We start from the raw sequence: 19922 nt of genomic DNA on the forward strand, positions 1-19922 counted from the left end.
GCGTGCCGGTGTGGGAGCACGACGGCATCCTGTGCACCGGCGAAACCTACACGTCGGCGGTGAAGATGACCTTCGCCAAGGGCGCGTCGTTGCCGGATCCGGCCGGCCTGTTCAATGCCAGCCTGGACGGCAACACGCGCCGCGCCATCGATGTGCATGAGGGCGACACGCTCAACGCCACGGCGTTGAAAGCACTGATCCGCGCGGCGGTGGCGTTGAACGCGTCGAAGATGCGCGCGCCGGCGAAGAAGGCGGCTGCGCGGCCGGCGCGGAAGGTCGCCAGGAAGGTCTGACACCCGGCGAGGGCAGGGCAGCGCGCAACGCACTGGAGCCGGTCGGGCGGATCAGCCACCATGTCCGACTGCATGCGCGTCGCCGACGGCGGCCGTGCGCCTGTCCCCACGGTTTTCCAGGAATTGCCTGTGCTGAGTTTGGTTGCGTTGGTGCTGTCGTTGTATGTCGTCTGGCGGTTGGTATGGCCCTTGCGTGTGCCACGCGGGGCGCGCGGTGTGCTGGCGCTGCTGGTGGTGGCGATGGGGCTGCACCATCGCATCGTGGCAACCTTCGCCGGGACGATGGCATCCCCGGAGATTCCAGGCCCACTCATCGTCGTGCTGGCCACCGGCTTCATCGCAGTGCTGCTGTCCGCGCTCGCACTGCTTGCGCTCGATGGCCTGCTGCTTGGTGCCCGGCTCCTGCGGCGTCCGCAGGCGGTGGCCGCGCTGCGCCGTCCCTGGCTGCGTCCGGCCGCCGCCGCTGTGGCACTGCTGGTGTCGGCCTACGGCATCCAGCAGGGCATCGCCGTACCGAAGACGCGCCAGATCGAGGTCGCCATTGTCGGTCTCCCGGCACAGTTCGACGGCTACCGCGTGCTGCAGTTGACCGATCTCCACGCCAGCCGCCTGCTCACCGGGGACTGGGTGGCCGAGGTGGTGGCGCGCAGCAACGCGGTGGCGCCGGACCTGGTGGTGATCACCGGCGATCTGGTCGATGGCACCGTCGCGGCGCGCGCCGATGACATCCGTCCGCTCGGCCAGCTGCACGCACGCGATGGCGTGATCGCCATTACCGGCAATCATGAGTACTACGCCGACTACGCAGGCTGGATGCACACCTTCCGCGGCATGGGCATGCAGGTACTGGAGAACAGCCATGCGCAGATCCGGCGCAACGGGGCGACCTTGACCGTGGCGGGCGTGACCGACCCGGTCGCCACGCGCTACGACCTGCCGATGCCTGACCTCGACGCGGCGCTGGCGGGCGCCGATCCGGCGGCGCCAGTGATCCTGCTCGATCATCGCCCGCGCCAAGCGCATGCCCATGCCGCCCGCGGTGTGGCGCTGCAGTTGTCCGGGCATACGCACGGCGGCCATATCGTGGGCATGGACCAGCTGGTCAAGCGCGCCAACGGTGGCTTCGTGTCTGGCCGCTACGCGGTCGACGGCATGACGCTGTATGTCAGCAACGGTGCGGGCTTGTGGCCGGGCTTCGCGGCCCGCATCGGCGTGCCGTCGGAGATCACCCTGATCACGCTGCGCAGCGCCCGGCAGCCGTAGATCAGCGCGGTCGGCACGCGCGCTATAGTCCACCCCGGCGGCGAGGTGCCGCGTGGCGGAGATCCACTGCATGCTGAGTCAGGTGGCCATCGGGCTGGTGGTATTCAATCTGGTCGTGTCGCTGTACGCGTGGCGCCGGCTGAAAGGGTCTGCACGCCGGCGCGTGGGCATGCTGGCCATTGTCTGGCTGCTGCCGGTGTTCGGTGCGCTGCTCGGCGTGCTGATCACCTTCATGGACCGTACGCCGGGCCAGCCCTCGCGCAGCAGTGGCAGCACCACGCAGGACCCGGCGGATGGTGCCTATCCGTATTCCTACACCAGCAGCGATGCGGCTGGCACGGGCTGGAGTGGCGGCTGTGACAGTGGCGACAGCGGTGGCGGCAGCGATGGTGGGGGTGGCTGTGACGGTGGCGGTGGGGGCGACTGAGCCGCTAGACCGACGGTTGCACTGCGGTGTCCCGCGCGGTCCCGCTCGACGCTGGTGCCAGCGCATGTTCGACCGCCCTTCGCAGCAGGGTGGGGCCGATGTAGTGGCGGTGCACATGATCGATCAGCAGCATGTAGATCCGGCCGAACCGGTTGAGGGTACGCACCCGTGTGCCGAGCGACACCCGCGCGCTGCCGTCCTCCAGGTACTGCACGCTCACGCAGGAGCGGAACTGCAGATGGCGGTCGTCGGCACCGAGCATGACCTCGGCCCGGCGATCGTCGGCTGCCAGCGCCTGGGCCAGCACGGGGAAGCGGCCAGCGAACAGTTCGCGTCTATCCTCCGACAGCAGTGAGGACACCGGGCAGCCGAGCGGTGAGGTGCGCAACCGCAACGGTGCCACCAGCACATTGCGCAGGGCCATCAGGCGACCCACCGACGCCGGCGGATTGCGCACGAACCCGTCGAGCACCGCCTCCAGCAGGCGGCGTGCAGAGGGCGTGCCGGACGCGCGCGGTGGCAGGGTGAGGAAGGCATGATCCTGATGGTGGCAGCCGTCGGGAAACGCGTGCCGTAGCAGGGAGTCGGCCGGCGGCGCCGGATGGCGCGTCACCGGCATCGGCGCTGCCGGGCGGCGCACGTGCCCGCGCGACGGGGCCTGCATCGACAGGGTCACGCGCGGCACACTGTCCATGTCGAGTTCGTCCAGCAGGCGCTGCACGACCGGCGGCAGGGTATCGGTCAGCGTGGGAAGGTCGGCGCTGCCATCGGCCACGCGCGCGCGCTGCGCGTCGGACAGCGCGCCGGCGCGGTCGTCAGGATGGCAGGACAGGGCGAACAATGCCGGGTGCGGCGGTCGCCGGCTGACGAACTGGTGCCAGGTGCCGCCGCCGAAGCGCACGGTGAACAGGCAGTCCGGCGGAATGTCCACGCAGCGCAATGCCTGCACGAATGCAGCAGGCGCGCGGTCCAACTGTGCGTCCGTGACGGTCGAGAAGCGCAGCTGTGCGCCGCCGCTGCCGGCAATGGCGGTGAACATGCGTGGCCCGGCGTGGCGGTGGAACGGGTGCCCCTGCGGGCCAACCGCGAAGGAGTACAACGACGATGCATCGCCGTGCGCCAGATGCATGTCGCCGAGGCGGGCGGAGGGCTCATCCAGGGCGTCGACGAACTGCGGATGGGCGGCCTGTCGCGCGCCGGCATCGTTCACGGCCTGGTCGCCGGCACCGATGCCGAGCCGGGTGATCACGGTGACTTCGACGGGGCTGCCGTCGCCGACGGAGGGCAGGTGGATGCTGGGAAACGAACGACTGGGAAGGGTCACGTCCAGCATGCCGGGCTCCTTATCCGGTGGGGGTCCTGCGCCGCGCGCGGGCGCGGCTTTCGCGCTGCAGCGGCCCGCCGACCGGGCACACTTCGGCGGCCCAGGCGAACAGGGTGTTGGCCAGCCGGTCAGGCACCTGGCGGAAGTACACGAACTGGCCCCGCTTCTCGCGCTCGATCAGGCCGGCGTCTTCGAGGATGCGCAGATGGCTGGACAGGGCCGGCTTGCTGAAATCGAAGCGTTCGCCCAGTTCGCCGGCACTCAGCTCGCCGCCATTGAGGTAGGCGAGGATCTGGCGGCGGGCAGTGGAGGCGAGGGCGTCGAAGATGCGGTCCATGACCATAAGTTAACTAATTCGTTAATTAATGGTGTTCCGCCCGCGCGCCGATGTCAAGCGCCCGTCGGCACCACTCGGTCACCTGCAGCCGTTGCCCTGCGACGCACTTCACGCGCCATTGGCACGTGGCGTGTGGACGCCAACCGGGTGGTCCACCAGGCCCGGTGATGTGAAGGGCAAGGCAGCGTCCGTGCACGGCGGGGTCACCGGCCGGCACGGACGCTGTCCGTCCCTTCCCGAGTGGAACCGCCATGACCACCCTGACCCTGCACGACCTGGCCAAGAAGATGGCCGGCATCGACTTCACCCTGCTGCAGACCCATACCGACAGCGGCGACATCGCCGGCCGTCCGATGAGCAACAACGGCGACGTCGACTACGACGGCGACAGCTGGTTCTTCTCGCTGGAAGACACTGATGCGGTGCGTCAGATCCAGCGCAACCCCAAGGTGGCGCTGAGCTTCACCGGGAAGAAGTCACTGCTCGGCAAGCCGCCGCTGTTCGTGGCGGTGCAGGGCCGGGCGGCGCTGGTGCGCGACAAGGCGACGATGCAGCAGCATTGGGTGAAGGATCTGGAGCGCTGGTTCGACCAGGGCGTGGATACGCCCGGCCTGCTGCTCATCCATGTCGCCGCCACGCGCATCCATTACTGGGACGGTGAAGACGAGGGCGAGATCCTGCGCTGAGGACCGGCCGCGATGTCCCGCCAACCGCCGACGCCGCCGGTCCAGGTCGGATGCGCCGGCTGGTCCATCCCGACCCGTGACGCCGCGCTGTTCGGGGCGGGCAACAGCCTGCTTGCGCGATACGCGACGCGATTCAGCGTGGTCGAGATCAACTCCTCGTTTTACCGGGCCCATCAGCGTCGTACGTACGAGCGTTGGGCAGCCACGGTGCCGGCGCACTTCCGCTTCTCGGTGAAGATGCCCCGCGCGGTGTCGCATGAGGCGGGCCTGGTCGGCGCAGGCCCGTTGCTGGATCGCTTCCTGGGTGAAGTGGCCGGTCTGGGGCCGCATCTGGGCGCGTTGCTGCTGCAGCTGCCGCCGTCACTGACCTTCGATGCGCGCCGCGTATCGGCCTTCCTGCGTGCGCTGCGCCGGCGTACGCGTGCGCCGGTGGTCTGCGAGCCGCGTCATGCCAGCTGGTTCGATCCGCAGGCCGATGCGTTGCTGCAGCGACATGGGGTGGCACGCGCGGCGGTTGATCCGGTCGTGCATCCGCAGTCGGCCGTTCCCGGTGGCGCGCCCACGCCAGCCTACTGGCGCTGGCACGGTTCACCCCGCATGTACTACAGCGACTACCCCGACGCCGCACTCGCGGCGCTGGCCGCCGCGGTGCAACGCCATCTGCCTGCGCATGCACCGGCGTGGGTCATCTTCGACAACACCGCGCAGGGCTTCGCCGTGCCCAATGCGGCACGGCTGCAGGTGATGCTGGCCGGCATGGGCAGCGCGGGGTGAAGGGTACGCGGCGCGGCTGCTGTACGATGCGCGGGTCCCACGCCGTTACGCGCGTCCTGCGCGGTCCGTTCCCGACCGCCCGCTTCGCTCCACTTCCTGACTGCCGCTTTCCGCGTGGAGGCCGCCGTCGCCGTACCCCTACGGAGCGCACATGCCGGGCTATACCACCCGCATTCTCACCATTCCGGTTGCAGGCCACGACTTCCGCATCCGCGCACTCAGCGATCTGCAGCAGTTTGCCGACCCCACCGGCCGCGCCCAGCGCGCCGGCATCCACTCCTCGCTGTGGAGCCTGTTCGGCCAGATATGGCCAGCCGGGCGGGTGCTGGCCGAGACCATGAGCCGCGTCGATATCGCCGGCAAGCGCATCCTCGAGCTGGGGTGCGGTCTGGGCCTGTCCAGTCTGGTGCTGGCGCATCGCGGGGCCGATGTGGTGGCCAGTGACCACCATCCGTTGGCCGAGTCGTTCCTGGCCTACAACGCCGGCCTCAACGATCTTCCGGCGATCCACTACCGCGACCTGCCCTGGGAACTGCCGGATACGACACTGGGCCGGTTCGACCTGATCATCGGCAGCGATGTGCTGTACGAACGCGGGCACGGCGTGCAGATCGCCGCGATGATGGAGCGCCATGCGCGACCGGATGCCGAGCTGCTGCTCACCGACCCCGGGCGCGGCAATGTCGGAGGCTTCTCGCGCGCGATGGCGTTGCAGGGGTATGCGGTCAGCGAGGAGTACGGCCTGTTCGAGGACGAGGGCAATGCCCCGGGGCGTGGCCGTCTGCTGCGCTACACCCGCCAGGCTGGCAGTGTGACCGCCGTGGTCTGAGCCGGGATGACATGGCGTGGAGGCCCGATGCCGTAGGCTCGCCAGCCATGTCCCTGTCGTGGAGCCCGACCGCATGCGTGATGCCGAACCGATGATCAGTGGCGTGCCCGCAGCGCCTGCCGGACGCTCGCGCTCGATGCTGATCGCCGGCCTGTCCACGGTGGTGGAGTGGTACGACTTCACGCTGTACCTGTACCTGGCCACGGTGGTGTCGCGGGTGTTCTTCGGGGGCGGCGAGCATGCGTTGCTGGCCACCCTGGCCGGGTTCGCCGTGTCCTATCTGATGCGCCCGCTGGGGGCGCTGTGCTTTGGCCATCTCGGCGACCGCTTCGGGCGGCGCGTGATGATGCTGGCCTCGATGCTGCTGATGACCGTGGCCATGTTGGCCACCGCGCTGTTGCCCACATTCGCCACGCTGGGCACCACTGCCGGGGTGCTGTTGCTGCTGCTGCGCTGCCTGATGGCGTTCTCGGTCGGTGGCGAGTACACCGGCGTGGTCGCCTACCTGCTGGAATCCGCGCCGCCGCGGCGGCGGGGGTTGATCACTTCGCTGGCGTCGGCTGCCAGTGAGGTGGGCGCGCTGCTGGCGGTGGGGCTGTCGGCATTGACCGTTGCGTTGTTGAGCACGGCGCAGCTGGATGCGTGGGGCTGGCGCATTCCGTTCTTTGTCGGGGCTGCCCTCGCTGGTGCGATCCTGCTGGCACGCTCGCGGATGCAGGAATCGCCGGAGTTCGAACGGCAACAGGCGGCTGGCACCGTGCCGGTGTCACCCATCCGCGACACCTGGCGGCATCATCGCAGCGCGGTGGCGCGCACCTTCGCGATTTCCGCGCTCGGTTCGATCACCTACTACGTGGGCATCACCTACGTTCCGGCGTTTCTCGGCTCGGTGGGCAAGGTCGGGGAGTCGACGGCGTTGTGGTTGTCCACCGTGGCGGCAGTGGCCGTGATCGGGGTGACGCCGCTGGCCGGCGCGCTGTCGGACCGGATCGGTCGACGCCCGGTGCTGATCGCGCTGGCGCTGCTGTCGGCGCTGCTGCCGTTGGGCATGTTCGCGGTGATGGCCGCGGGCAGCACCGTGCAGATCGCTGTTGCCGCCGTGGTGCTGGCCTGCCTGGCCGGAGGCGTCAGTGCGGTCGCTGCCCCGGCGACCGCTGAACAGTTCCCGGGCGAAGGCCGCCTCAGCGGGCTGGCGCTGGGCGTGACGATGGCGACGGCGTTCTTCGGCGGCGCCATGCCGCTGGTCGCCGAACTGCTGGTCCGGCACAGCGGGTGGTCCGCTGCGCCGGGCGCGATGATCGCGCTGGTGGCCGTGCTGGTGCTGCCGGTGATGTGGACGCTGCGCGAGACGCGTCCTCAGAACTTCCAGCGCAGGCTGGCCGAGACGAAGCGCGGCTCACCGTAGTTGTTGTAGTCCAGGTTGGCCCAGTAGGTTTTGTCCAGCGCGTTGCGCACGCTGAGGGTGGCCATCCAGTTGTCGCTGATGCGGTAGTTGGCGTTGAGGTTCACCAGCATGTACGCCGGCTGGTTGACGGTGACGGTGCCACCCAGCGGGTAGGGGATGTTGTAGCCGCGGACCCTGCTCTGCCATGAGAACCCGCCGCCCAGGCTCAGCCGCTCCAGCGCGCCGGACAGCTGCACGGTGGTGTTGAGCTGCAGGAAGTCTTCGGGCAGGTTGGCGTAGATCAGGTCGGTCGCCGCACGGGTCACCTTGACGTGCGTGTAGCCGGCATTGACCGTCCAGCCCGGCAGAATCTGGCCGTTGACGTCCACTTCCCAGCCACGTGACTTCGTGCCGTTCACGCCCACGTACGCCGAGCTGCCATCGCTGAGCGACCCGTCCGGCTGGGTCATGTCGCGCACCGCGTAGTTGTCCTGCTTGGCCTCGAAGATCGCCGCGTTGGCCGTCAGGCGGCCATCGAACCACTGCGACTTGATGCCCGCTTCCAGGTTGGAGCCCTGCACCGGCGCGAGCAGGTTCTCATTCCTGTCCTTGAAATTCTGCGGGTTGAAGATCTCGGTGTAGCTGGCATAGACCGACAGCGCCGGCAGGATCTCGTACACCAGGCCCACATACGGCGTGACCTCGTCGGTGACCTTGTACTGGCCGCTGGTGGCGGTATACGCACCGCGCGTGTTGTAGGCGCGGGTCAGGGTTTCCCAGCGGCTCAGGCGCGCGCCGGCGATCAGCGACAGCGGATCGGCCAGACGCAGGCGGGTGGAGGCGTACACGCCGCTCTGCGTGGTGCGTTGGACGCGGCGGGCGCCGGTGCGGCTGGCGGTCAGCTCGGGGATGTCGCCGTCCCAGGTGTACAGGTTCGGGATGTCGTAGCGCCAGGTGTTGACCGGGGTGAGCGTCCAGGTGGTCGATTCCAGGTCCGACCAGCTGCCACCCACCACCACATCGTGCTCGCGGCCGAACAGCGCGAAACTGCCCGACAGAAACACGTCCACGCCGTTGCGGGTGTCCTCGGCGTCACCGGCACCGGCCATCAGGGTCACGCCGCTGCCCGTGGTGGGATCGGGATAGCCGCTGCCGTAAACGCGCACGTTCTGCACATTGCCTTCGGTGTGAGCCGCATTGACCCTCAGCATCCAGTTCTCACCGAATGTCTGCTCCAGATTGGCGAACGCGGTGCTGGTCTCGCGCTGCCAGCGTGTCCACTTCGGGGCCATGTTGGTTTCGCGCGGGAGGTGCGCAAAGCTGCCATCGCTGTTGAAGAACGGCACGGTACCCCAGGTCGAGCCGACCGGGTTGTTGTCCTGGCGCTGGTAGCCCACGGTGACGGTGGTGCTGTCGGTGAGGTCGCCTTCCAGCACCGCCATCCCGGACATTTTGTCTTCGGTGTAGCGGTCGTAGTAGTAGTCGCGGTCCTGGTAGGCGGCGACCACGCGGCTGCGGAAACGGCCATCGGCGGTCAGCGGCGCGTTGACGTCCGCTTCCATGCGGCGGAAATCCCAGCTGCCGGCGCTGATCGCGAAGGACGCATCGAACTCGCGACCGGGCCGCTTGCGCAGCAGGTTGACCGTGGCCGAGGGAATACCGGCACCGCTGAGCAGGCCGTTGGCGCCGCGGATCACCTCGATGCGGTCGTAGAACGCGGTGTCATATTCCTGGTTGGTGGACCCGCTGTAGGTGGGCAGGCCATCCACCTGGAAGTCGGTGATGGTGAAGCCACGCGCGTAGTAGAGCGGGCGCTGGGTATCGTAAAAGGACACGTTGACGCCGGTGACGTTGCGCATCACGTCGTTGATGCTGTACAGCGATTCGCTCTGCAGGCGTTCCAGGCCGATCACGCTGGTCGACTGCGGGGTCTCCTGCAGCGTGATGGGCAGGCGCGTACTGCTCGACGGCGTGGCCTGGGCGGCGACTACGCGGACCTTGTCCAGGGTCCTGGCGTCGGTGGTGCCGGCTGCATCGGTGGCGGCATCGGCCAGCGCCAGCGACGGGGTCAGCGACAGCACGGAGAGCAGGGCCAGGCCCAGCGGCGCACGGCGGGGGGAGCGGAGCGGACGGTCACGGAAAGACATGCAGGGGTCTCGAATCGGTCTCGGGAGAGGGGGCAGCACAGCGGCCCGACGCGACAGCGCCAGGCGACAGGTCCTTCTGAAGGCGGCGCGGGCAAGCGTCCGCCAGGGGTGCCGTGGAGCGTTCAGCGGGGCAGACGGCAGTCCGTTGAGACCGTCCAGCACCCGCACCGGCGATGTAGCGGGGTGCAAATGTAAAGCGTTCGCATTCGCTTTACAAATAGTCACTGCGACGCCAAGGGGCGCGGAGGGTCGTGCGGGACGACATTGGCGGCCGGTATCCGCGTCGACGGGTGCCGCGACGGGCCGCAGCATCCGGCCGGCCCCCGGCGGGGGCCGCTCCGGCAAAGGCGCCCGGTGGCGGGCGCCGCAGGCCTTACAGTGCCTGGAGTTCTTCGTTGGCGTTGCGCTTCTTCTCGGCCGGTGCGTTGGCCGGCGGGGTCAGCATCACCGCCGGCGACGTGTCCACCGGCACGTCCAGGTAGGGCAGCTTCAGGGTTTCGCTGGTCTGGCGGCGCACTTCGTTGGTCAGCGCCGCGCTGTCGTTGAGCTTTCGCCCGTACGACGGCACGATCTGCTTCAGCCGCGTTTCCCACCCGGCCGCCATCTGCTCGGGGAAGGCCTTCCTGAGCAGCTCCAGCATGATCGGCGGCGAGGTCGAGGCGCCCGGAGACGCACCCAGCAGGGCCGCGAGGGTGTGGTCCTTGTCGGTCACGATCTCGGTGCCGAACTGCAGGATCGCGCCCTTCTCCGGATCACGCTTGATGATCTGCACCCGCTGCCCGGCGGTGACCAGTGTCCAGTCCTCGCGCTTGGCGCTGGGAAAGTACTTGACCAGTTCGGCCTGGCGGTCGTCGTCGTTCAGGCGCGCCTGGCCCATCAGATACTTCACCAGGTCCAGGTTCTCGGCGCCCACGTCGAGCATGCCGGCCACGTTGTTGTGGTTCACCGACGAATACAGATCGAACCACGACCCGTGCTTGAGGAACTTGGTGCTGTACAGCGCGAAGGGCCCGAACAGCACCACCGGCTTGCCATCCAGCTTGCGCGCATCCAGGTGCGGCACCGACATCGGCGGCGAGCCGGTCTCGGCCATGCCGTATGCCTTCACCCCGTGACGCCCGGCGATGGCCGGCGACTGGAACGCCAGGAACTGGCCGCCCACCGGGAAGCCGGCGTAGTTCTTCGACTCCGGGATGCCCGACAGCTGCAGCAGCTTCAACGCGGCACCACCGGCACCAATGAACACAAAGCGCGACTTGATCGTCGACTCGGTGCCCGAGCTGAGGTCCTTCACGGTGACGTTCCAGCTCTTGTCATCGTTCTGGCGCAGCGCGCCGACTTCATGCTTCAGATGCAGCTGGAAGTTCGGGCTGCGCTGCAGGCCGGCGGTGAGCTGGCGGGTGATCACGCCGAAGTTCACGTCGGTGCCCAGCGGCATCCAGGTGGCCGCCACCTTCTGCTTCGGATCGCGGCCTTCCATCAACAGCGGTGCCCACTGCCGGATCTGCGCGGGATCTTCGGAGTACTGCATGCCGTAGAACAGCGGGTTCTTCACCAGCGCCTGCTGGCGCTTGTGCAGATAGGCGATGTTGTCGTCGCCCCACACAAAGCTCATGTGCGGGGTGGGGTTGATGAAGTCCGACGGCTGGCTCAGGCGGCCGGCCTTGACCTGGTGCGACCAGAACTGGCGCGAGATTTCGAACTGCTCGGCGATGCCCACCGCACGCTTGGTCTCGATGCTGCCATCGGGCAGTTCCGGGGTGTAGTTGAGTTCGGCGAACGCCGAATGCCCGGTGCCGGCGTTGTTCCAGCCGTCCGAGCTTTCCAGCGCGACGCCGTCGAGGCGCTCATAGAGCTGGATGTTCCAGTCCGGCTGCAGTTCCTGCAGGAACGTGGCCAGGGTGATGCTCATGATGCCGCCGCCGATCAGGACCACGTCCACCGGCTTGTCGTTGCCGGCGGCGGGGACCGAGCGCTGCGTCAGCGGCCAGTACAGGAAGAGGGCCGATGCCAGCAGCAACAGCACGAGCAGGCCGAGGGCGACCTTCGCTATTTTTCTCATGGGGATCCCAGAGGAAGGAGACGTGAACAGGATGCCGCCGCTGCCGGGGACGCCCGTGAAAACAGGGGTCACAGCGGTTCCTTGGCGCGGATTCTAGCCCTTTCCGGTACGGATTTGGTGCAACGCAGCATCCGATGGGGTGACCCCGCCGGTTCCCGCAGGTAAACTGAATGCGCAACGGATCGCTACGAAAGAGACAGGTACGCAATGGCAAGGACGCTGGTTGTGGTCGGTGACCACCTCCATCTGGGCGGCACGGTACTGGCCGGCTCGCCCTTCACGGATATCGACGGACGCGCAGTGGCCCGGGTCAACGACGCGGTGCTGTGCAGCAAGCACGGCCCCGGCGTGATAGCCAGCGGCGACGCCACCCTGATCATCGACGGCAACCCGGTCGCCCGGCATGGCGACAAGGCCAGCTGTGGCTGCACGCTGCTGGCCGGCCAGCAGGCGACGGTGAGCGTGGAGGCCGGCGGCGGCGGCGGTGGCGGTGGTGGTAGCGGTGGGTCCGGCAACGCCGCCGCGGTGCTCGCCGCCGCAGTCTCCATCGCGGCGGCAGTGCTGAAGGCGAGCAAGCCTGCCGATGCGCCACCGGCCGCGCCCGAGGAGGCCCCGCAATGCTGGGTGAGTGACCATGAGGCGAAGATCGCGGTGAACGCCGACGGGCGTTATTCCGAAACGTTCGACCCGGCGGGCACCCGCTACGACTGGACGTTCCCGGTGACCTACAGCATCGCCGTGCCGCTCAGGTCCGGCGGGGATGTCGTGGTGTCGATCAAGGTCCGCGTGCAGCCGCTGGCCGGCGTCACCGCCGGCGACGTCACCACGGCCAAGCTGCGCATGATGGAAGGCGTGGATACCTACTGGAACGGCAAGTTCACCCTGGCGGTCAACGACCCGCAGTGCGGCACGCGCACGTTCCCGATCCGCTATGCGATCCAGTGGGTGGACGGTGGCCAGGACTACACGCTGCAGCTGCACAAGGAGTACGACCGCGAAATGGTCGATCCGCCGCTGGTGTATGTCGCCACCACCACCGACCCCTGGACCTACGCGCACGAGTTTGCCCACACCCTGGGCCTGCCCGACGAGTATTCCGAGAACGAGGACGACGCCTCGGACACGGTGCGCTACATCCGCCCCGACGGCACTGTCGACCCCGTGGGGGTGGAGGCGATGGCCTACCGCGACAGCACCGACCCGCAGGCCACCATCATGTCCACGTACCATAGCGCCGGTACCCACCCCAGGCATGCCTGGAACATCGGTCGCGAGGTGCAGGAACTGCTCCGTCGCGAGCTCGGCCGGGAGCTGACATGCACCGTTTCCTGATTCCCCTGATTGCCCTGTTTGCCGTTTCACCTTCGTCTGCACAGAACCCAGAGCCTGCCCCCATGATCGAACTCCACGCCCGCTGCATCGACGACGCCCACTGCCGCTTCACCGGCGACGACGTCCGGGTGGAACTGGAACTGCGCAACGGCGGCCGCAGCGCGGTGGCGCTGCCGGTCGCCTTCCTGCGCAAGCGCGGCCCGGCGGTACGGCTGGTGGACCGCCATTCGGGCAAGGAAAAGCAGTTGCGCCGCAACCCGGTGGACGGCCTGATGCTGAAGGACCTGGAGACCCTGGCACCGGGCCAGTCGGTGCGTTTCAGCTGGCCGATCGTGCCGAAGGAAATCAACGATTTCGCGCTGCGCCCGGTCGATCTGGATGCGGTCTTCAGCTTCAACATCACCCCCGAACGCAAGGGTGCCGACGCCACCATCGTGCGCGCGAAGGTGCACATCGTGGACGGCCGCGCCGGGCTCGACGCGCGCTGAGCCGGCTGGCGGCCGGGGGGCTCAGGTCCCGCCCAGCGTGAAATACTCCAGCAGGAAGTAGGTCGCCTGGTACGCCAGCGCGGTCGCGGCCAGCAGCAGATGGGCGCGCCGCGATCGCAGCGCGACGCCCAGCCCGGCAATCAGCAGCATTGCCGCGGTGTGCAGCAGATAGGCCTCGCCCAGCGCCTGCCAGCGGCTGTGGCCCTTGATCGCCGTATCCCCCAGGTCCAGCAGGGTGATCAGCGCCAGCACCCCGAAAAAGCCGCTGCGACGCTGCAGCAGGTAGTTCTCCAGGCTGCCGAACTCGCGCACGTCGTCGGGGAACAGCAGCACGCACAGCATGTACCAGGCGGCGCAGTAGCCGATCACGAACACGTAGGTGCCGAAGGTCCAGTGCCGCACCTCGGTGAGCCGGAACTCCCACCACCAGAACGTCACCACCGAGACCAGCGCCCACGCCACCCAGCACAGGTGGACCCACGACAGTCCCCGGCGCTGGGGGTGCTCGATGATCGACGCCAGCCCGCGCAGCAGTGTGGTGATGCTCAGGCCGAGGATGATGCCGAGCACCACCCGGATATGCAGGAACAGCGGATCGCTTTCCATCGACGACCCCGTGGCGGGAATGGGCTGATGCTGCCCGCGAGCAGGTCAGCGGCGCGTGACCGCCGTCACCGCCGCGCTCGCGGGCTATCGCTTCTTCCGCACCAGCGCCGCCGAGGCCCCCAGCACCGCGCGGGTCAGCAGCGACATCGTCTGCACATCGCCCTTCCAGTGCTGCCAGTACAGCGGCACGTCTTCCCAGGCGCGCGGCTTCATCAGCACCAGCCGGCCGGCCTCCAGGTGGCGCTTGACCAGGGGCAGGGGATTCATGGTCCAGCCCAGCCCGCCGAGGTTGGCCTGCACGAATGCGCGGGTCGACGGAATCCACCAGGTCGGGGCGGTCAGCGGCAGGTCCTCACCGGCCAGGCGCCGGGCGAAGCGTGCCTGCAGGTCGTCCTTGCGGTTGAACACCAGCACCGGGGCCTGCGCCAGCGACTGAGCGTTGACGCCCTTGGCGAAGTGCTGGGCATGGAAGGCCGGGGTGCACGTGGCGGCGTAGCGGATGCTGCCCAGCGCGTGGATCTGGCAGCCCTGCACCGGCTCGTCCAGCGTGGTCACGGCACCCAGCACCGCGCCTTGGCGGAGCAGCGCGACTGTGTGGTCCTGGTCTTCCAGGCGCAGGTCCAGGGTGGTGCCGGTCTGTGCGGCGAAGCTGCGCGCAGCCTCGGGAAACCAGGTTTCCAGACTGTCGTGGTTGACCGCTACCGGGATGCTGGCGTGCGGGAGGTCCTCGTCGGCGATGCCCATGCGATGCAGGGCGTCGTGCTCGAGCAGCGCGGTCTGCTCGGCCAGCTGCACCAGCACCTGGCCTTCCGGGGTCGCCACCGCCGGGGACGAGCGCTTGACCAGCAGCCGGCCGACCCGGTCCTCCAGCGCCTTGATCCGTTGGGACACCGCCGAGGCGGTGACATTGAGCGACTGGGCGGCGCGCTCGAAACTGCCTTCGCGGACGACGGCGGCAAGGGCGCGGAGCTGGGCGTGGTCGATCCGCATGATCTTAAGTATGGCTAAAGGAGGTTAAGTAAGTTTAGCTCTACTTTTCCATGCTGCGGCGCGACAATACGCGCCATCCGGTGCTGTACGCCTTGGCGAGGCACCGCCCCCCGCAACACAGGTGGTCTCCCATGTTCTCCATCATTTCCGGCAGCGCCGGGCTCGCCGCATGGTTCAGCGGCGCCGCCACCGGCATTGGTCTGTTCGCCGTCGTCGGCGCGCAGAGCGCCTTCATCCTGCGCCAGGGCATCCTGCGCAAGCACATCGTGCCGGTCGTGGCGACCTGCGCGGCGATCGACGCCGCCTTCATTTTCGCCAGCGTCGCCGGCCTGCGCACCCTGACGCAGGCGCTGCCGTGGCTGACCACGGCGGTGCTGTGGGGCGGCGTGGCGTTCCTGGCCTGGTATGCGTGGCAGTCGGCGCGCCGCGCGCTGGCCGGCGGTGGCGGCGGCATGGACATGGACGACGGCGGCGACACCTCGCGCCGCGCGGTGCTGATGTCGGCCGTCGGCTTTTCGCTGATCAACCCGCACTTCTGGCTGGACATGATGGTGATCGGTTCGATTGCCGAGAACTTCGGTACGTCGCGCATGGCCTTCGCCGCCGGCGTGGTCACCGCCAGCTGCCTGTGGCTGACCGCGCAGGGGCTCGGCGCGCGCCTGCTGGCACCGTTGTTCACCAAGCCGAAGACCTGGCGCATCCTCGATGGCACCATCGCGGTGATCCTGTCGATCCTGGCGCTGACCCTCGCGTTCCGCGGTATGCATTGATACCTCTCTCCATCGATGCATGCCTTGAATGGCACCGTTCGCGGTGCCATTTTTCTGTGTGCTTTCCGCACTGGTTCCCGACCCTGCCTTCCGCCTAGAATCGGGCGCTTGGACATGAAGTCCGATAGCCGGGGGAATGGATGAGCAGGATCAGATGGGCCGCCATGCTGGCGGTGGTGTGTGCGGCACTTCCGGCGCAGGCCGGGACGGTGGATCTGGACCGCTATCTGCGGCAGCAGAGTTTCGAGGACATCCAGATATCGCCGGGAGGCGAGTACATCGCCGCGACGATACCGCTGGAAGATGCAACCGCGGTAGCGATCCTGCGTCTGCCGGACATGCAGATGGTGGGCAATTTCAAACCGCCCAGGAACAACCACGCCCATACGGTCAACTGGGTCAGCAACGAGCGCATCGTGGTCGGCCTGGCCCAGAAGCTCGGCGCGCGCGATGCGCCGCAGCCCACCGGCGAGCTGTTCGGCATCAATGCCGATGGCAAGCGCGCCGAGCTGCTCGTCGGCTACCGGGTGCAGGAAGGTCAGGGTACCTATATCAAGGTCAAGAAAGCGGGCGATGTGGCCGCCTACATGGCCGACGACCTGCCCGACGACGACCGGTATGCGCTGATCGAGGTGTGGCCCTTCAGCGACGATCCCTATCCGCAGGTCGAACGCATGGACGTGCTCAGCGGCCGGCGCACGATGGTGGTGCGGTCGCCGGTGCAGCGCGGCAGCTTCACCACCGACAACCAGGGCGAGGTGCGCTTTGCACTGGGCGCGGCGAACGACCGCGTCAACAAGCTGTACTACCGCGCGCCTGGCGGCGAGTGGTCGCTGGTCAACAGCCAGAGCGTGAGCGGGCGCACCGAGGTACCGCTGGGCTTCTCGGCCGATGGCCGTCTGGCCTACCTGCAGGTCGAACAGGCCAGCGGGCCGGATGCGATCGTCAGCTGGGACCCGGAGACCAACGAGCGCCGGACGCTGTTGCGCGATGCGGTCGTGGACCCGCATCGGATCATCCGCCAGCCCGGCACCCGCATCCCGGTTGGTGCGCTGTACCTGGGCGATACGCCCCGTACCGCGTTCTTCGATGACGCCTCGGCCACGGCGCGGCAGTACCGCAGCCTGGAAGCCGCGCTGGGTGGGCCGGTCTACATCACCTCCAGCACCCGCGATGGCAGCAAGCTGCTGCTGGAAACCTGGTCCGGGCGCAATCCCGGCGACTTCTTCCTGTTCGATACCGCCCGCAAGAACGCCGCGCACCTGGCCAGCCGCAGCCACTGGATCGACGCGACCAAGAGTGCCGAGGTACGGCCGGTTGCCTTCAAGGCCCGCGACGGTCTGCCGCTGCATGGGTTCCTCACGCTGCCGTACGGCAGCGACGGGCGCAACCTGCCGATGGTGGTGGTGCCGCACGGCGGGCCGATCGGCGTGTTCGATCGCGGTGATTACGACATCGAGTCGCAACTGCTGGCTGCCGCCGGTTATGCCGTCATGCAGATCAACTTCCGCGGCTCGTCCAACTATGGGCGCGCACATACCGAGGCCGGCCGCCTGCAGTGGGGCATGGCGATGCAGGACGATGTCACCGATGCCACGCGCTGGGCGATCGCGCAGGGCGTGGCCGACAAGGCGCGCATCTGCATCTACGGCGCCAGCTATGGCGGCTACGCGGCGATGATGGGGGCGGTGCGCGAGCCCGGCCTGTACCAGTGCGCGGCCGGGTATGTAGGCGTGTATGACCTGCCGCTGATGTACGCGCGCGGCGATGTGCAGAAGACCGCATTCGGCCTGACTTACCTGCGCGAGTGGATGGGCCGTCCGAAGGACCTGGCCGACCGCTCGCCGGTCAACCTGGCCGAGAGCATCAAGGTGCCGGTGTTCCTGGCTGCCGGCGGCAAGGACGAGCGCGCGCCGATCGAGCATACCAAGCGCATGGAAGCCGCCCTCAAGAAGGCCGGCGTACCGGTGGAATCGCTGTACTACCCCACCGAAGGGCACGGGTTCTACACCGAGGAACATCGCACCGTGTACTACACCCGGTTGCTGGCGTTCCTGTCGCGCAGCCTCGGCGGTGCCACGGCCACCACTACACCTGCTGGCAAGGGCAAGGCGCCCTGACCGCGCCGCGTGCGGTGGCGGCATCGCCCGCCGCCGCGCCGCACCGGGGCCTGCCTGGCCCGGAACATCGTTATCTGCCGGACACGCCGTCCGGCAGCCAAGGGGGAAGGATGCGTACGTTGACTCTGGCGGCACTGGCCGTCTGCATGACCCTGGCCGGGCAGGCCGCCGCGGTGGATCTGGATCACTACCTCCGCCGGGACAAATTCACCAGCATCAAGATTTCGCCATCGGGCGACTACTTCGCCGCCACCGTGCCGATGGAGGACCGTACCGCGCTGGCGATCATGCACCGCGTGGAAGGTCGACTGACCGGCTCGTTCGTGCCGCCGCGCGACAACCATGCGTCCGACTTCCACTGGGCCAGCGATGACCGTGTGGTGATCGGCCTGGCCGAGAAGTTCGGCTCGCATGATGCGCCGCGCCCCACCGGCGAGCTGTTCGCCATGAACGCCAACGGCGGCCGGGGCGAGCTGCTGATCGGCTACCGCGCGACCGCGCGGCAGGGATCGCGCATCCAGCCGAAGAAGGGCGACGCGGTGGCTGCGTTCCTGGCCGACGACCTGCCCAATGATCCGCGCGGCGTGCTGGTCACCACGTGGCCGTTCTCCGCCGATCCCTTCACCCGCGCCGAGCGCCTGGACGTGGTCACCGGTCATCGCCAGGTGGCCGCGCGCGCACCGGTCCAGCGCGCGCGCTTTGCGACCGACCCGCAGGGCGAGGTGCGTTTTGCCTATGGGGCCGGCGGCGACAACATCAACAAGCTGTACTACCGCGCGGCGGCCGGCAACGACTGGACGCTGGTCAACGATGAGAACGTCAGTGGGCACATCGAACGGCCGGTCGGCTTCTCCTCCGATGGCACGCTGGCCTACCTGATCGTGGAGCAGCCGCGCGGGCCGGCGGCATTCGTCTCGTGGAACCCGGCCACCGGCGAACGCCTGCCCGTGCTCTCCGATCCCGTCGTGGACCCGGCACGGGTGATCTACCGGCAGGGCACCTCGATCCCGGTCGGTGCGCTGTTCATGGGCGATACCCCGCGGACGCGCTTCTTCGACGAGAAATCCGCCGACGCACGCATGCATCGCAGCCTGGAAGCGGCCTTCGGCGGCGAGGCGGTGTATGTCACCTCGTCCACCCGCGACGGCAAGCGCCTGCTGCTGGAAGTCTGGTCCGGCCGCAACCCCGGCGACTTCTTCCTGTTCGACACTGTGGCCAAACATGCCGAACACCTGCTGAGCCGCAGCGACTGGATCGATCCGGAGGCGGCGGCGGTGGTGCGCCCGATCGCGCTGAAGGCACGCGACGGTCTGCCGCTGCACGGCTACGTGACCGTGCCCAAGGGCAGCGAAGGCAAGCGCCTGCCGATGGTGGTGGTGCCGCACGGCGGTCCGTTCGATGTCTATGACGATGGCCGTTACGACAGCGAGAACCAGTTGCTGGCCGCCGCCGGTTATGCGGTGCTGCAGGTCAATTTCCGTGGCTCGGGCAACTACGGCCGTGCCCACGAGCAGGCCGGCGCGCGCCAGTGGGGCGGCACGATGCAGGACGACGTGACCGACGCCACCCGCTGGGCGGTGGAACAGGGCATCGCCGACGGCTCGAAGATCTGCATCTACGGTGCCAGCTACGGCGGCTACGCCGCGCTGATGGGCGTGGCCAGGGAACCGGCGCTGTACCGTTGCGCGGCGGGCTATGTGGGCGTCTACGATCTGCCGATGATGCATACCACCGGCGACATCCAGGGGCGGCGCTCGGGCGAAACCTATCTGAAGGAATGGATCGGCGAGCGGAGCGAGCTCGCGGCGGTGTCGCCGGTCAATCTGGCCGACCGCATCAAGGTGCCGGTGTTCCTGGCGGCCGGGGGCCAGGACGAACGCGCCCCCATCCAGCACACCAGGCGCATGGAAGCGGCGTTGCAGAAGGCCGGTGTTCCGGTGGAGTCGTTGTACTACCCCACCGAAGGCCACGGCTTCTACACCGACGACCACCGGCGCGAGTACTACACCAGGCTGCTCGCCTTCCTGTCGCGCACCCTGGGCGGCGCGACCGCCACGGCACCGGCGGCACCGGCCCAGCCCTGAGCCGGC

General features: G+C 68.3%; 18 protein-coding genes. 12 read left to right on the forward strand and 6 right to left on the reverse strand.

The features are described from left to right. The 3 genes from OC534_RS11875 to OC534_RS11885 all read left to right on the forward strand — a co-directional run. Nucleotides 1-293 (forward strand): DUF1801 domain-containing protein (locus OC534_RS11875; protein ID WP_262071835.1); only part of this gene is annotated, 293 nt, incomplete at its 5' end. Nucleotides 294-365: 72 nt separating this feature from the next. After that, complete coding sequence (locus OC534_RS11880) at nt 366-1556, forward strand: metallophosphoesterase (protein ID WP_208020034.1); 1191 nt, start codon at nt 366-368, stop codon at nt 1554-1556. A 70-nt stretch (nt 1557-1626) separates the two neighbouring features. Further along, nucleotides 1627-1983, forward strand: a complete 357-nt coding sequence (locus OC534_RS11885; RefSeq protein ID WP_017355761.1) for a hypothetical protein — start codon at nt 1627-1629, stop codon at nt 1981-1983. Between the two features lie 4 nt (nt 1984-1987). Here OC534_RS11885 and OC534_RS11890 read toward each other — a convergent pair whose 3' ends face one another. Then, complete coding sequence (locus OC534_RS11890; RefSeq protein WP_262071836.1) at nt 1988-3316, reverse strand: DUF2867 domain-containing protein; 1329 nt, start codon at nt 3314-3316, stop codon at nt 1988-1990. Nucleotides 3317-3326: 10 nt separating this feature from the next. Next, a complete protein-coding gene (locus OC534_RS11895; protein ID WP_017355763.1) occupies nt 3327-3650 on the reverse strand; it encodes a metalloregulator ArsR/SmtB family transcription factor in 324 nt (107 codons plus the stop codon). 245 nt (nt 3651-3895) lie between these two features. On the opposite strand from OC534_RS11895, the gene OC534_RS11900 reads away from it, so the two are divergent. The 4 genes from OC534_RS11900 (at nt 3896) to OC534_RS11915 (ending at nt 7338) form a co-directional block, all read left to right on the forward strand. Continuing rightward, complete coding sequence (locus OC534_RS11900) at nt 3896-4330, forward strand: pyridoxamine 5'-phosphate oxidase family protein (RefSeq protein ID WP_136006136.1); 435 nt, start codon at nt 3896-3898, stop codon at nt 4328-4330. A gap of 12 nt (nt 4331-4342) precedes the next feature. Then, nucleotides 4343-5104: a DUF72 domain-containing protein gene (locus OC534_RS11905; protein WP_153164504.1), complete on the forward strand. Its 762-nt coding sequence runs from the start codon at nt 4343-4345 to the stop codon at nt 5102-5104. 151 nt (nt 5105-5255) lie between these two features. Then, nucleotides 5256-5933 (forward strand): methyltransferase domain-containing protein, encoded by a 678-nt coding sequence (locus OC534_RS11910; RefSeq protein ID WP_166472725.1) that lies wholly within the window; start codon nt 5256-5258, stop codon nt 5931-5933. A 73-nt stretch (nt 5934-6006) separates the two neighbouring features. After that, nucleotides 6007-7338 (forward strand): MFS transporter, encoded by a 1332-nt coding sequence (locus OC534_RS11915; RefSeq protein ID WP_262071837.1) that lies wholly within the window; start codon nt 6007-6009, stop codon nt 7336-7338. Here OC534_RS11915 and OC534_RS11920 read toward each other — a convergent pair. Both OC534_RS11920 and mqo read right to left on the reverse strand, forming a co-directional pair. After that, nucleotides 7290-9464 (reverse strand): TonB-dependent siderophore receptor, encoded by a 2175-nt coding sequence (locus tag OC534_RS11920; protein ID WP_166472726.1) that lies wholly within the window; start codon nt 9462-9464, stop codon nt 7290-7292. The two genes, OC534_RS11915 and OC534_RS11920, sit on opposite strands and share 49 nt — an antisense overlap. A gap of 373 nt (nt 9465-9837) precedes the next feature. Beyond that, nucleotides 9838-11526, reverse strand: a complete 1689-nt coding sequence (gene mqo, locus OC534_RS11925; RefSeq protein WP_262071838.1) for a malate dehydrogenase (quinone) — start codon at nt 11524-11526, stop codon at nt 9838-9840. A gap of 207 nt (nt 11527-11733) precedes the next feature. Here mqo and OC534_RS11930 point away from each other — a divergent pair, with 207 nt between their 5' ends. Beyond that, complete coding sequence (locus OC534_RS11930; protein ID WP_262071839.1) at nt 11734-12858, forward strand: PAAR domain-containing protein; 1125 nt, start codon at nt 11734-11736, stop codon at nt 12856-12858. 62 nt (nt 12859-12920) lie between these two features. Further along, nucleotides 12921-13346, forward strand: coding sequence for a hypothetical protein (locus tag OC534_RS11935; RefSeq protein WP_017355771.1), 426 nt, complete (start codon nt 12921-12923; stop codon nt 13344-13346). A gap of 21 nt (nt 13347-13367) precedes the next feature. Here the strand turns inward: OC534_RS11935 and OC534_RS11940 are convergent, their stop codons facing one another. Beyond that, a complete protein-coding gene (locus OC534_RS11940; protein ID WP_017355772.1) occupies nt 13368-13952 on the reverse strand; it encodes a hypothetical protein in 585 nt (194 codons plus the stop codon). A gap of 84 nt (nt 13953-14036) precedes the next feature. Then, nucleotides 14037-14942, reverse strand: a complete 906-nt coding sequence (locus OC534_RS11945) for a LysR family transcriptional regulator ArgP (protein ID WP_153164499.1) — start codon at nt 14940-14942, stop codon at nt 14037-14039. A 131-nt stretch (nt 14943-15073) separates the two neighbouring features. Here OC534_RS11945 and OC534_RS11950 point away from each other — a divergent pair, with 131 nt between their 5' ends. From OC534_RS11950 to OC534_RS11960, 3 genes are all read left to right on the forward strand, one after another. Next, nucleotides 15074-15712, forward strand: coding sequence for a LysE family transporter (locus OC534_RS11950; protein WP_136006149.1), 639 nt, complete (start codon nt 15074-15076; stop codon nt 15710-15712). A gap of 140 nt (nt 15713-15852) precedes the next feature. Further along, nucleotides 15853-17832, forward strand: coding sequence for a S9 family peptidase (locus OC534_RS11955; protein WP_026070734.1), 1980 nt, complete (start codon nt 15853-15855; stop codon nt 17830-17832). A gap of 110 nt (nt 17833-17942) precedes the next feature. Beyond that, nucleotides 17943-19916, forward strand: coding sequence for a S9 family peptidase (locus OC534_RS11960; protein ID WP_166472731.1), 1974 nt, complete (start codon nt 17943-17945; stop codon nt 19914-19916). Nucleotides 19917-19922: the final 6 nt, after the last annotated feature.

The organism is Stenotrophomonas sp. Marseille-Q5258 (genome assembly GCF_946900935.1).
Taxonomy (GTDB): Bacteria; Pseudomonadota; Gammaproteobacteria; order Xanthomonadales; family Xanthomonadaceae; genus Stenotrophomonas; species Stenotrophomonas nematodicola.